This window comes from Streptosporangium sp. NPDC050284 (assembly GCF_044459525.1).
Classification (GTDB): Bacteria; Actinomycetota; Actinomycetes; order Streptosporangiales; family Streptosporangiaceae; genus Streptosporangium.
Window position 1 is genome coordinate 45,964 of record NZ_JBITIZ010000019.1, and the last position, 13,360, is coordinate 59,323.

Consider the following 13,360-nt stretch of genomic DNA (forward strand, 5'->3'; position numbering starts at 1 on the left):
CCGTGGGCCGTCCCCGGGCACGGCACCGCTTGACAGGCCGCCTCCGGCGAACGCTAATCTTTATATATGAATAGTTCTTCAGATGAGCGATTCGTGGCGATAGATGGGTGTACAGCCCGGATCGTGGACGCGCCGCGGGTGGCGGCGGTGCGTGAGCGGATGCCCGCCGCGCAGGATCTGACCGACACCGCCGAGGTGTTCGGGCTGCTGTCCGATCCCGGCCGCCTGCGGTTGCTGCTCGCTCTGCTGGAGGGCGAGATGTGCGTGTGCGATCTGGCCGCGGTGAGCGGCCAGAGCGAGTCGGCGGTCTCCCACGCGCTGCGGCTGCTGCGGGCGCACCGCGTCGTGACGGCTCGCCGGGCCGGCCGGATGGCCTTCTACCGGCTGGAGGACGCGCACGTGCGGATGCTGCTCGACCTCGCGCTCGCCCACACCGAGCACACCCAGGCCATCCACCCCGAACGCGACGGAACCCGCTGATGGGCACCGGGCACGGCCACGGACACGCGGCGGGCCGGCACCGATGGCGGCTCGCGGTCTCCTTCGCCCTGATCGGCTCCTTCTTCGTGGTCGAGCTGGTCTACGGGCTGCTGTCGGGCTCGCTGGCACTGCTGTCGGACGCCGGGCACATGGCCGCCGACGTGGTGACGCTGGGCGCCGCCCTGGTGGCCACCCGCATCGCCACCCGTCCCGACACCACGGGGCGCCGTAGCTACGGCTCCTACCGCGCGGAGGTGTTCGCCTCCCTGCTGGCCGTGCTGCTGATGCTCGGCGTGGCGGTGTACGTGGTGGCCGAGGCGGTGGGCCGCATCGGCGCCACCGCCGAGGTCTCCTTCGGCCCGATGCTCGTCGTGGGAGCCATCGGCCTGGTCATCAACGTGATCGTGTTGCTGCTGTTGCGCGCGGGCGCGGCCGAGAGCCTGAACGTCAAGGGCGCCTATTACGAGGTGGTGGCCGACACCGCCGGGTCGGTCGGTGTCATCGTCGCCGGCTGGCTGGTCGCGACGACCGGCCAGCCGATCTGGGACACGCTGATCGCGCTCGCCATCGGTGCCTTCGTCGCGGTGCGCGCCGTCTCACTCGGACGGCAGGTGTTCGCGGTCCTTGGCCAGCACGTCCCGGCCGGGATGGACGCCTCCGCCGTCGCCAGGGACCTGGAGTCCGTCGAGGGCGTGCGCGACGTCCACGACCTGCACCTGTGGACGTTGACCTCCGGCATGAACGTCGCCACCGCCCACCTGGTCACCTCCGAGGGCGCCGACAGCCACGCCGTCCTGGACCAGGCCCGCGACCTGCTGCTCAGGCGCCACAACGTGGCCCACGCGACCTTGCAGGTCGAACCGGCCGACCACCTGGGCTGCGACGAACTGGGCTGGTGAGAACCTCACCGTCGCCGCGCTCACGCGGCGACGGTGTCGGCATGACGGTGTCGGCACGGTGGAGGACGTCCGGGCCACCCCAGACCGACACGAGAAGGCCCGCTCCCCGTACGGGGGGGCGAGCCTTGTGTGATCCGGGGGTGGTGTTCAGGGGATGGATGTGTCCGGGGGTGGTTATCTGAGGACGGGGTAGCGACGCACCAGGGGGGTGGTGGCCCACCAGGCGCCCAGGCCCCAGGTGGTGCCGGCGCCGCTCAGGGCCAGGCCGGTCAGCACGACGGCGTAGACGAGGTGGTCGTCCATGAAGGGGTTGGTCTGCAGAGGGAGTTCGGCGGCCCACATCAGGACCATCATCAGGCCGCCCGCCACGGCGGCGACGCGCAGACCCGCGCCCAGCAGCAGGGCGGCACCGACGCCCAGCAGGCCGAGCATGAACAGCCAGTCCACCCACGCCTGTCCGGCCAGGCCGCTGAACAGTCCGCCCAGGGCGTTCTCGCCGGTGCCCTTGAGGAAGCCGGTGGTGGGGCTGCCGCCGTTGATCCAGGCGCGCTCGGCGGGAGTGGCGAACCCCCAGCCGAAGGTCTTGTCCAGGAACGCCCACAGGAAGATCCAGCCCAGGCTGATCCGGGCGATCGCCCAGACGTAGTCGACCGGACGCCTGACGGCCGGCGCGGGGACGGTGTCCATGACCGGCCCGGTGTGAACGTCGTGCCCGTGAGTGGTGGCCATGACGGCTCCCCTTTCCATGTTGTCGCGTGATGTTCAGCGGTCTTCGTGACGTACTCATCACACCGTTTCCCGGAGCCCGGCCACAGTGCCGTACGGACCGCGTCACGCTCTCGAACGTCCCCTCGGCGCGGGACCTTCGGCCCTGTCACGCCGAGCACGACGGGAACCGGGAATCTCACCACAGGGAAGAGGACGGCACGCATGCGAACGCCGGCGAAGTCGCCGACGTTCGCGGATCCGCGAACGTCGGCGACACGCACGGCCTTCGGCCATGCCGCTCCCTGACCGCCGCCGCCCGAAGGGGACACCGGTCGCGGGAGGGACCGGTCAGGAGGAGCCGGGAGAGGCCGGGGCGGGGGTGACGACCAGAGGGCAGGTGGCGTGGTGCAGCAGCGAATGGCTCACCGACCCCAGCAACAGCCCGGTCAGCTCGCCGCGACCGCGTGAGCCGACGACCAGCAGGCCGGAACGGGCCGAGACCTCGGCCAGGACGCGCGCCGGGTGACCGTCTTCGAGCTGTTCGGTGACCTTGACGTCGGGATAGCGCTCGCCCCAGCCGGCGAGGGCCTCGGCCAGCAGACGGCGTTCGACCTCGGCCGTATCCTCCGCGAAGGGATCGCCCCCGACGACCGGACGGCTCCAGGCGTGCACCGCCCGCAGGCCGACACCGCGCAGAGACGCCTCGGCGAAGGCGAAGCTCAGGGCGCCCGTGCCCGCCTCCGAACCGTCGACACCGACGACCACCTCCCCGGCAGGCCAGGCGGACGGGTCGCGGATGACGGCCACCGGGCAGGCGGCCCGTCCGACGACCCCCAGCGCGACCGAACCGAGCAGCATCCCCGTGAAACCACCCAGCCCGTGATTGCCGACCACCAGTAGCTCCGCGTCCGCGGCGGCCTCGATCAGGATGGCGCGCGGGTCGCCGCCCAGCAGCCGCGGCTCCGCCACGACGCGTGAATCCTCCTGCCGGACGCGTTCCATCGCCGCGTCCAGCATGGACGTGGCCCCTTCACGCATCCAGCGGCCCACATCGGCGTAACGGTCTTTTTCTGAGATCTCCAAGGGCCATGCGGGCATGGCGTGCACGACGCTCAGCGCGCCACCACGCGCCGCGGCCTCCCGCGCCGCCCAGCCCGCGGCCGCGAGCGCGGCCTGCGAACCGTCTACTCCCACTACGATCATGATGTCCTCCCTCTCCCCATGGTGTCCAAGGCATCATCGCAGCGGCGGGCGACCGGCCCACGACGGCGGTAAAGATCCCTTGGCCGAGGAACCTCCGTCACCGTGTCCGAGGTGCGGGCGCCGCCCCGCCCGTCAGGTGAGGGGGACGTGCCAGGTCAGCCGGGTCCCCTCTCGCGGGGAGGAGTCGACCTCGAAGGAGCCGCCGAGCGCCGTGGCGCGTTCCCGCATGTTGCGCAGGCCGCTGCGTTTGCCCTCGCCGGGCAGGCCGACGCCGTTGTCGGTGACGGTGAGGGTGAGCCGGTCATCGGCCGCCTCGGCGAAGACGTCGGCCTTGGAAGCCTTGGCGTGGCGCACGATGTTGGAAAGCGCCTCGCGCAGGACGGCCAGCAGGTGCTCGGCGACCGGCGCGGGCACCTTGTGGTCGAGCTGTCCTTCCATCCGCAGGCCGGGCATGAAGCCCAGGTGCCCGCGCGCGCCCTCGACCAGTTCCACGATCCGCGCGCGCAGGCTGGGCTCGTCGGCATCGCGGGGGGTCTGCAGGGCGAAGATGGTCGAGCGGATCTGCCGGATGGTCTCGTCCAGCTCGTTGATCCCGTGCTGGAGCCGCTCGGAGGCCTCCGGATGCTCGACGAAGCGCACGATGCTCATCAAGGTCATCGCGATGGCGAAGAGCCGCTGGATGACGACGTCGTGCAGGTCCTTGGCGATCCGGTCGCGGTCTTCCAGCAACCCCAGCCGCTCGGCGTCCTGACGGGCCTCGGCCAGCTCCAGCGCGACCGCCGCCTGCCCGGCGAAGGAGTGCAGTGCCCGCAGTTCGCTGCCGCTGAACGGGATGCGGCCCGGTCGCTTACCCAGCACCAGCACTCCTCGCACCACCCCGGCCACGCCCAGCGGCACCGCGGCGGCGGGTCCCACCGTCAGATCCCGGATGAGTGCCGCGGGCAGGTCCGCCTCGCCGAGATCGGCGACCATGACGGGCTCGCCGCCCAGCAGGGCCCGGCCGGGGAGCGAGCCCGTGACGTCCACCCCGGCCCGGTCGAGCCCGCCGGACTCCGGACCGTCGGCGATCATCACTCGCAGGACCTCGCGGCCCGCGTCGGGAAGCATGATCATCGTGATGTCGGCGGCGGCCAGGTCTCGCGCCCGCCGCGCGATCAGCCCGAGTACCTCGCGTGGCTCCGCACCCGACAGCAGGCTGGTGGTGACCTCCGCCGACGCCTGCAGCCACATCTCCCTGCGCCGCGTCTCCTCGTACAGACGGGCGTTCTCGATCGCGACACCCGCGGCGGTGGCCAGCGCCGTCACGATCGCCTCGTCCTCCTCGTCGAACGCCCCGCCACCGCGCTTCTCGGTCAGATAGAGATTGCCGAACACCTCCTCACGCACCCGGACCGGCACCCCCAGAAACGACCCCATCGGCGGATGGCCGGGCGGGAAACCGTAGGAGGCGGGATGGTCGGTGATGTGGGCCAGCCGCAGGACCTGCGGCTCCTTGATCAGCAACCCGAGCAGGCCCAGCCCGTGCGGCCAGTGCTCGATCCGCGCGATCTCCTCCTCACTCAGCCCCACCGGGACGAACTGGACGAGCGTGTTCTGTTCACCGGCCACCCCCAGCGCGCCGTAGGTGGCGTCGACGAGGGTGGTGGCGGTCTCCACGATCCTGCGCAGCACCGTCTCCAGATCCAGGTCGCTGCCCACCGCGACCACGGCCTCGAGCAGCGCGTGCACCCGGTCACGGGTCGCCAGCACCGCCTCCAGACGCCCCTGCAACTCTGACAGCAACTCGTCCAGCCGCATGTTCGGGATCAGGGAACGCGGCTCCTTTTCCGTCATAGCGCGAAGTCTCGCATCCGGGCAACGCTTAGGACAGTCGGGTGCCGCTCTTTGACCAGGACACCGTGGTCCTGGCGGTGAAGATCACCACGGGTGGTCCTTGAGGTGGCCCTCGACGGTGTCTCGCCCCCACAGCCCGTCGGCGACGATGATCCGGTAACGGCGGGCCAGCGTGTCGCCGTCCGGCAGGACGAGTTCCTCGTGGAAGGCGAGGGAGGGGGCGACCGCGGGGAAGGGCTGGTTGCGCACGAACCAGTGGGTGGGCGCGTCGGCGTTGTCCGGGTGCTGCTCGAAGACCAGGGTGGAGGCGGCGTCGACCTCGTCGTGCGGCGAGCCGTAGGCGAGCCAGCCCGCTCTGTGTCCCATGACCTCCTCGCCTTCGAGGTCCCCTTCGGCCAGGATGCCCCCCCAGGTCATGTCGCGGGGCCCCCGCCAGAACAGGCCGGTGTATCCGGCGTTCGGCCGGCCCGCCGTGGTGGGGCTGCCGATCCTGAGCTCCTGCCCGCGCACGTTGGTCAGCTCGGTGCCGAACTCCAGGATCCATGATCGGCTCGCGAGGTCGACGTCGTGGACGCGCACGGTGCGCAGCTCGGTGATCCACCGCTCACCGCGCGCGGTCAGCCAGGTGACCCGCTCGGCGAACGTCAGTTCCCGGCCGTCGCACTCCAGAGCGTCGAATCCCTCGTGGCGCAGGGTCCCGACGTTGTCGCGCTGAACGTAGCCGTGTCCGGGGCCGCCCTCGAAGGTGGGGCCGCCCCAGAAGTTCTGCCCGGACAGGTGGGAAAGGGTCATGGCCAGGCCCTTGTGCCAGCGGTGATCGTGCGGCCGGTGCCCCGAGACGACCTGGCCGCCCAGGGTACGCAGCGGATGGAAGTAGGGCGCCGGACACTCCGAGGGCGCGACGTCGGAGCCGAAGGTGTAGCCGAGCAGTTCGACGCCATGCCCGGTCAGGGTGAAGGCGGTGTCGTCCAGGCGGGTCAGTGCCAGAGCGGATTCGGTCGAGGGCACGATCAGTTTCCTCCTGTGGTGGCCGTCGGCGCCCAGCCGTCGACGTCGCCGTGCAGCCGGTGGTAGAAGGGGTCGCCGGGGATCAGGTCGGTGCGCGCCACCGTGGTCCCGGTGAACGCCGAACGGTAGATCGCCGTCACGAGTTCGAGCGTGCGGCGCCCGTCGTGGCCGCTGACCGGAGGCCGTTCTCCCCGGTCGTAGGCGTCGAGCAGAGCGGTCAGCTGCGCGGTGTGGGAACTGCGCGTCTCAGAGCCGGGAGCCGACCAGCGCTCCTGGCGTGCCGCGCCGTCCTCGGCGCCGGCCAGGTGCGGCGCCGCGGTGTAGGTCCAGTCGTCGTTGCCGTAGCCGTACAGGTGCCTGAGCTCGACGGTCGCCTCGACGAGGTCGACGCGCAGGTAGCTCTCCTCCCGTGGCGACAGCACGCTGTTGACGATCGTCGCCAGGGCCCCGCTTTCGAAACGCACACTCGCCACCGACACGTCCTCGGTCTGGACGTCGCGGTCCAGGCGCCCCGCCATGGCGGTGACCTCCGACCAGTCGCCGAGCAACGCCAGCAACAGGTCCATCTGGTGGATGCCGTGGCCCATGGTCGGGCCGCCTCCCTCGGTGTCCCAGCGCCCGCGCCAGGGCACCTCGAAGTAGGAGTGCGGCCGGTACCAGGTGGTGCTGCAGTGCGCGACGAGGGGACGGCCCAGCTCACCGGAGGCGATCAGCTTCGCGGCGTGCAGGCCCGCCGCGCCGAACCGGTGCTGGAAGACGACGCTGGCGTAGGCGCCGCGGGCCTGCTCGGCCGCGGTGATCGTGTCGTACTCGGCCAGCGACAGGCACGGGGGTTTCTCCAGCCACACCCAGGCCCCGGCGAGCAGGCACTGCTCGGCCTGCCGGGCGTGCAGCCCCGGTGGGGTGCACAGGTGCACCAGGTCGGGCCGGGCGACGTCCAGCATCTCGGCCAGGTCGGTGTGGACACCGGGAATGGAGTTCTCGGCACAGAAGGCCTTGACGCGTTCGGTGTCGACGTCGCAGGCCGCCACGATCCGTACCCGGTCGCCCTGGGCTTTCAGCGCGGGCAGGTGACAGATCGTCGCGATTCCGCCGGTGCCGACGATCGCGACCCGTACGGGTGTTCTCTTCGTCATCGAATGTGAGACTCCTTTGGGTTTGACGGCGGCCACCTGACGGTGGAGGCGACCTCTCGACGCCGAGCGCTCAGGCCGTGAATCTCTCCCTCACCTCGGCGATCATCGTGCGGCCGTTCAGCAGGAGCAGCGATGCCAGCACCGAGGCGAGCAGCACCGCCGCCACCTCGGAGGCGATCAGCGTGACGGCCGCCACCAGGACCAGCAGGCAGGCGTTGCCCAGCGACGCCCGGGGGGAACGGGTGAGAAAGTACGCGGCCAGGCGGGCGACGTCTCGCGCGCGGAACGCGAAAAGAGAGGTGATCACCAGCACGTTCGCGACCCAGAGGGTCGCCGCCACGGCGATGACGACCGACGACACCGCCCACCATCCCCCGACGCCGGCGACGGCGAGGTTCGATCCGATGACCGCCATCCACAGCAGCCAGGGGACCCAGAGCTTCACGACCCCTCGGAGGTTGGCCCGGTAGCCACGCCAGAACGCCGCCCCGGGACGGAGATCGGTGAGATCCAGGCGGCGGTGGTGCAGCGCGTACAGCGCGGCCGAGAGGGCGGGACCGGCCGGGATCAGGCAGAGCGCCGCCAGCGGGACGTTGCCGGCGTCACGGCCGAGCAGCACCAGCCCGACCAGGCCGGGCACGGCCGTGAGCAGGAAGAGCGACTCGACCACCACGAGGGTGTAGACGAGCGCGCAGACGCGCGCCAGGGGCCCTTCGCCGAACCGGATTCCGGCCGTCGTGTCGGTCATCGAACATCTCCAGCGTGAAAACCTCGTCCTGGCGGACGACCGGCGGTGAAGCGGGAATTCCCTCCCGGGAGGGGGGACGTCACCCGTGCTGCTTCTTGTACCGCTCGTAGGCGCCGTTCACCATGTTGACGAAGGAGAGCATGTTGTTCGCCTCGAGTTCCTTGACGTAGGCGTCCCACTCGCTCAGATCGCGTTTGCCGAGGATGAACTGGAGCGTGTTCTGGGTGACGTGGTCCTTCAGCGGTGTCTGCCACAGCGTCACCTGCTCGCGCTCCTCGTCGGTGAGCGGGTGCGGGGGCGGCACCGGCAGGGTCTTCCTCGCGTTCATCTCCTTCTGGAACGCGATCTCCTCCTCGGAGAAGGTCGACTGCAGCAGCTCGGTGGACCCGCCGTAGGCGAAGACGCCGTTGGAGAAGCCGAAGTCCTTCTGCAGGTGCTTGGGCGCCTTGGGGTTGAGTCCGACGAAGTCGACGTCGGGGGCGAGCTTGTACTTCCCCGACGCGTCCTTGGTGTGGGTGACCCCCTCGACGCCCCACTTGGCGAACGCCTGCCCCTCGTCGGAGTACCACAGCCAGTCGATGAACTGCATCATGGCGACGAAGTTCTTGCTGTCGCGAGCCTTCTTGGAGATCATGACGCCGTTCTCCAGGCGGGTGTTGCCCGCGCCGTACTTGATGGGTCCGAGCGGGCCGACGGGCACGGGGATCTTCACGAGCCTCGCCTTGGGGTTCGCCTTCTCCAGCGGCGGCCGGTACTCGTTGACCAGGGTCTGCGCGTTCGAACTGATCACGAAGGACTTGCCGGAGACCAGTTTCTGGATCGCCTGGTCGTCGGACTGCGTGAAGCTCTCCGGGTCGAGCAGCTTCTCCTCCACCAGCGTGTGCAGATACTCCAGCATCTGCCGGTACTGCTCCATCGCGCCGGTGAAGGCGAACTTCTGCAGGGCGGGGTCCCATTTCACCCCTTCCCCGTAGCCCCAGCCGCCGGGGGCGCCGTAGGAGGTGCCGATGACGTTCAGCAGGCTGGCTCCGGGCGTGAGGGTTCCCCAGCGGTCGGACAGGGGGTAGGAGTCGGGATACTTCTCCTTCATCGCCTTCAGCACGGTGCGCAACTCCTCCCAGGTCCCCGGGATCTCCAGCCCGAGTTCTTCCAGGATGTCCGCGCGCATCGCCAGGGAGTACTCCACCCAGGGCTCCTGGTGAAGACCGGGCAGGAGATAGAAGCGGCCGTCGGACTGCCGCAGCGTGTCCAGATCAGGCTGCAGGTTCCACTTGGCGACCTTCTCCTTGAAGTTCGGCAGCAGATCCAGGTAGTCGCTCACCGGCAGGATGGCGCCGGAGGCGACGAAGGGGGTCTCCTGGCTGGGATACGTCTTGGGGATGATGAGCGGGGCGTCACCCGCGCCGATCACCAGGCTGCGCTTGTTCTCGTAGTCGCTGAGCGGCACCACACTCGGCTGGAACGTCACGTTGGTCCGCTTGCCGAGCTCCGACCAGAACAGCCAGTCGTTCTTGATCGGGTAGATCGGGTGGTTGTTGTACAGGACGGTGAACGAGAGCGGGGCGGCAGCCTTGAACCCGGTACCGGCGCCGTAGCCGGGCATCGCGCCCTCCCGGTTCGCCGAGAGGTCGTCGGCCTGCTTCTTGGAGTCGTCGCTGCCGCAGCCCACGAGTACGGCGAAGGCGCCCATCGTGACCATCGCCTGACGCCGGTTCATCTGGTACATGGAAGCCCCTTATTTCTCGGAATCGGAAACGGGTTGAGTGAGGGCGGCGGGGCTATCCCTTGACCGCGCCGAGCGTGACACCGGTGACGAAGTAGCGCTGCACGAAGGGGTAGATCCCCAGGATGGGCAGGATGGTGAGCACCACCGTCACCGCCTTGATGTTGGCGGCCACCGTCATGTTCATCGCGTCGGCGCCCACCGACGACGCGCCGGTGGCTCCGGCGATCAGGTTGCGCAGGAAGACGGTCACCGGGAAGAGATCGGACTGGCTCATGTAGAGGAAGGCGGCGAACCACGAGTTCCAGAAGGCGACGGCGTAGAAGAGCACCATCGTGGCGATCACCGCCTTCGACAGCGGCAGCACGATGCGCAGCAGGATGCCGTAGGTGCTCATGCCGTCGATCGCGGCGGCCTCCTCCAGCTCGACCGGCAGCGCCTCGAAGAACGCCTTCATGATCAGAAGATTGAAGACGCTGATGGCGTTCGGCAGGACGATGGCCCAGATACTGTCCTTCATCCCGAGACTGGTGATCAGGACGTAGTTGGGGATGATGCCGCCGGAGAAGAACATGGTGAAGACGGCGATCCCGATCAGGAACCTGCGCCCCTTGAGGTGCTTCTTGGACAGGACGTAGGCGTAACAGGTGGTCATGAACATCGCGATCATCGTGGCCACGACCGTGTACACCACGGTGTTGCGGTAGTTCGTCCAGAACGTCGGGTCAGAGATCACGTACTCGTACGTCGTGAGGGTGAACCCGCGAGGGATGAGACTGACCTGACCCGAGCGGATGGCGGTCTCGTCGCTCAGCGAACGGGCGACGACGTTGACGAAGGGATACAGCGTCACGATCACGACAGTGGCCAGAACGACGGCGTTGACCGCCTGGAACACCCGGTAGCCCCTGGAGGCGTCCACGGTCACCACAGGCTCGTCCCCACCGTGCGCCGGGAGATGAGATTCGCCGACAGGACCAGGATCAGCCCGATCAGGGCCTCGAACAGGCCGATCGCCGTGGCGTAGCTGAAGTTGTTGGAAACGACGCCCATGCGGTACAGGTACGTGGAGATCACGTCCGCGGTCGGGTACGTCAGCGGGTTGTAGAGCAGCAGGACCTTCTCGAACCCGACCGCCATGAACGCGCCGATGTTCAGGATCAGCAAGGTGACCGCGGTCGGCCGGATGCCGGGGAGGGTCACGTGCCAGGTCTGGCGCCACCGGCCCGCGCCGTCGATCCTCGCCGCCTCGTACAACTGCTCGTCGATGGTGGTGAGCGCGGCGAGATAGAGGATCGTCCCCCAGCCGACGGTCTGCCACATCTCCGAGGAGACGTAGATCGTCCGAAACCACTCCGGCTGCTGCAGGAACGAGATGGGATCGTCGCCCGCCGCGCGCAGGATCTGGTTCACCGGCCCGTCGACCGAGAGCAGTTCTATGACGAGACCGGCCACGACCACGATCGACAGGAAGTGCGGCAGGTAGGAGATCGACTGGACGAACCGCTTGAGGCGCCGCTGCCGCACCTCGTTGATCAGCAGTGCGAGCACGATCGGCATCGGGAAGCAGAACAGCAGGGTCAGGGCGCCGAGCACCAGCGTGTTGGTGAACACCTGCCAGAACGTCGGGTCGTTCAGGAACATCCGCACGTAGCGCAGGCCCGCCCACTCCTCGCCCAGCACGCTGCCACCGGGCTCGAACTTCCGGAAGGCGATCACGTTGCCGATCATCGGCAGATACCGGAATATCGCGAAGAACAGCAATGGGAGGATCGCCAGCGAGTACAGCTGCCAGTCGTGACGCAACGCCTGCCGCCAGGTGCGGCCCGAAGTGCGCTTCCGGTGGACGGGTCCGGGCCTCACCTCGCGCGGATCCTGATTCTCGGGCGAGACGTCGATCGTCCTGGTCGCGCTCACTCTCGAGTCCCCGGCCTCATCCGGTGCCCTTGACGGCTCGGCCCGTCCGGCAGGAGAGGTCTGTGCTCCCCGGGGCCCCTTTCACCGGGCGAACCCATTCGACGCGGAATCCAGGTCGTGGAGTTCCCTTTCTCGCATGCCATCCTTTCGGCCTGCGACGGCGTCACCTGACGCTGCCGGACAGAAGCATCGAAGATCCGGAGACTGAAACTTTCAAGATTTTCTATTAATATTGCGGAAATATAGGCGCCTTACAAAGGCTCGTCAAGGGATCAGTCAGATGACTCTGTCACCTGCGAAGGTCGGCACGCCTCACCCGCAGCTCAGACATGAGCGGGTCGACGACGTCCCCGCTTCCGAAAAGTTTCAGCCCGATCAGCTAGCCGCTCACCCGGCCTCCCCACCGGCGCACGCCCCCGGCATCGCGGCGGCCGGAAAGACCGCGGCCCCGGCACCGACCGCGGCCGCCCGAAGGCGACCGGGCGGCACGTCAGCCCGGCGAGGGTCCGGTGCTCTCCCTCACGATGAGTTCGGGCTCCACCAGCCGCCGCACCTGGCTCGACCTGCCCGCCATCTGGTCGAGCAACACGTGGAAGGCGTGGCTGCCGACCTCTTCGAAATCCTGCCGGACCGTCGTGAGCGGAGGCCAGAAATAGGCGGACTCCGGCACATCGTCGAAACCCACCACGCTGACGTCCTCGGGAACGCGCCGCCCGGCCTCGCGCAACGCCCGCAGCACCCCCAACGCCATCTGGTCGTTGCCCACGAAGATGGCCGTGACCTCGGAGTCCTGCGCCAGACGCCGGCCGAGCTGGTAACCGGAGCGCGAACTCCAGTCCCCGCGCGACACCTCGGGAACCTGATGCCCCCCGGCCTCCAGCACCTCGCGCCAGCCCTCGACCCGGCCGTTGGCGTCGATCCAGCTCGCCGGGCCCGCCAGATGCCACACCGTCTCATGACCGAGGCTGAGCAGGTGCCTGGTCGCCCTCGCGGCTCCCGCCCGCTGATCCACCGTGACGACGGGAACGGAAAGGCCCGCCCCGGCGTCGACCGCGACCACCGGAATCTTCGACGACAGGTGACGCAGGCCGTCGGCCGCCGACTCGTGCGGCGCGACGATGATGACGCCGTCCACCGACTGGGACTGAAACTGGCGCAGGCTTTCCTCGATCGAGCGACGGGTGAGCATGCTCAGGCTCGCGATGCTCACGGAGTAGTCGTTGAGCCTGGCGGCACGTTCGATGCTGTAGAGGGTCGAGGCCGGGCCGTACAGGGTGGTGTCGATGCTGACCACGCCCAACACCCCGGACCGTCCTGTGGCGAGCTGACGTGCGGCGGTGTTGGGCCGGTAGTCCAGCTCCCGCACCGCGGCCAGCACCCGCTCCCGGGTTTTCGCCTGCACCCGCTCGGGCGCGTTCAGCGTCCGCGACACGGTCATCGCCGACACCCCGGCGAGCGCGGCGACGTCTTCCAGCACCGCGGGCCTGGAACGTGGCAGGCCGTCATTCGATTTCGCCTTCAAAGCAGCTCAACCCCCATGCGGTAACGCTAACAGGACTTCGAGCCTCGCTCCGCTCCGGCCGATGCCGTTCACGCGCCGTCGGCGGTGATGTCCTCCCCCGCTCACCGGCCTTTTGCCCTCTCGGCGGCGAAGGCGCTGGATGATACGGCCAAAAATGGACGGAGATCCTGGAAAACAGTAATC

Annotated in this window: 12 protein-coding genes; 2 read left to right on the plus strand and 10 right to left on the minus strand. The window is 68.8% G+C overall.

Translation table 11 applies throughout. The features are described 5' to 3' along the window. Nucleotides 1-123: 123 nt before the first annotated feature. Both ACIBH4_RS33430 and ACIBH4_RS33435 read left to right on the plus strand, forming a co-directional pair. Nucleotides 124-480, plus strand: a complete 357-nt coding sequence (locus ACIBH4_RS33430) for a metalloregulator ArsR/SmtB family transcription factor (RefSeq protein ID WP_362511008.1) — start codon at nucleotides 124-126, stop codon at nucleotides 478-480. Then, the gene (locus ACIBH4_RS33435; RefSeq protein ID WP_362511011.1) at nucleotides 480-1,379 is read left to right on the plus strand and encodes a cation diffusion facilitator family transporter; all 900 of its coding nucleotides are present in this window, start codon (nucleotides 480-482) and stop codon (nucleotides 1,377-1,379) included. Before ACIBH4_RS33430 ends, ACIBH4_RS33435 begins: the two co-directional genes overlap by 1 nt. A gap of 174 nt (nucleotides 1,380-1,553) precedes the next feature. Here ACIBH4_RS33435 and ACIBH4_RS33440 read toward each other — a convergent pair whose 3' ends face one another. The 10 genes from ACIBH4_RS33440 to ACIBH4_RS33485 form a co-directional block, all read right to left on the minus strand. Continuing rightward, nucleotides 1,554-2,108 (minus strand): hypothetical protein, encoded by a 555-nt coding sequence (locus tag ACIBH4_RS33440; RefSeq protein ID WP_399173464.1) that lies wholly within the window; start codon nucleotides 2,106-2,108, stop codon nucleotides 1,554-1,556. A 327-nt stretch (nucleotides 2,109-2,435) separates the two neighbouring features. Then, a complete protein-coding gene (locus ACIBH4_RS33445; RefSeq protein ID WP_362511014.1) occupies nucleotides 2,436-3,290 on the minus strand; it encodes a universal stress protein in 855 nt (284 codons plus the stop codon). 132 nt (nucleotides 3,291-3,422) lie between these two features. Further along, nucleotides 3,423-5,123, minus strand: a complete 1,701-nt coding sequence (locus tag ACIBH4_RS33450) for a GAF domain-containing sensor histidine kinase (protein WP_362511017.1) — start codon at nucleotides 5,121-5,123, stop codon at nucleotides 3,423-3,425. Between the two features lie 84 nt (nucleotides 5,124-5,207). Continuing rightward, nucleotides 5,208-6,131 carry a PmoA family protein gene (locus tag ACIBH4_RS33455; protein ID WP_362511020.1) on the minus strand — a complete coding sequence of 308 codons (924 nt, stop codon included), beginning with the start codon at nucleotides 6,129-6,131 and terminating at the stop codon, nucleotides 5,208-5,210. 2 nt (nucleotides 6,132-6,133) lie between these two features. Further along, nucleotides 6,134-7,267: a Gfo/Idh/MocA family oxidoreductase gene (locus tag ACIBH4_RS33460; RefSeq protein ID WP_362511023.1), complete on the minus strand. Its 1,134-nt coding sequence runs from the start codon at nucleotides 7,265-7,267 to the stop codon at nucleotides 6,134-6,136. A 70-nt stretch (nucleotides 7,268-7,337) separates the two neighbouring features. Further along, a complete protein-coding gene (locus tag ACIBH4_RS33465; RefSeq protein WP_362511026.1) occupies nucleotides 7,338-8,015 on the minus strand; it encodes a hypothetical protein in 678 nt (225 codons plus the stop codon). A 79-nt stretch (nucleotides 8,016-8,094) separates the two neighbouring features. Then, nucleotides 8,095-9,732: an extracellular solute-binding protein gene (locus tag ACIBH4_RS33470; protein WP_399173468.1), complete on the minus strand. Its 1,638-nt coding sequence runs from the start codon at nucleotides 9,730-9,732 to the stop codon at nucleotides 8,095-8,097. A 61-nt stretch (nucleotides 9,733-9,793) separates the two neighbouring features. After that, on the minus strand, nucleotides 9,794-10,669 hold the full coding sequence (locus tag ACIBH4_RS33475) for a carbohydrate ABC transporter permease (RefSeq protein ID WP_362511032.1): 876 nt from the start codon (nucleotides 10,667-10,669) through the stop codon (nucleotides 9,794-9,796). Continuing rightward, the gene (locus tag ACIBH4_RS33480; RefSeq protein ID WP_362511035.1) at nucleotides 10,663-11,655 is read right to left on the minus strand and encodes an ABC transporter permease subunit; all 993 of its coding nucleotides are present in this window, start codon (nucleotides 11,653-11,655) and stop codon (nucleotides 10,663-10,665) included. Before ACIBH4_RS33480 ends, ACIBH4_RS33475 begins: the two co-directional genes overlap by 7 nt. 490 nt (nucleotides 11,656-12,145) lie before the next feature. Further along, nucleotides 12,146-13,129 carry a LacI family DNA-binding transcriptional regulator gene (locus tag ACIBH4_RS33485; RefSeq protein WP_399173489.1) on the minus strand — a complete coding sequence of 328 codons (984 nt, stop codon included), beginning with the start codon at nucleotides 13,127-13,129 and terminating at the stop codon, nucleotides 12,146-12,148. Between the last annotated feature and the right edge of the window lie 231 nt (nucleotides 13,130-13,360).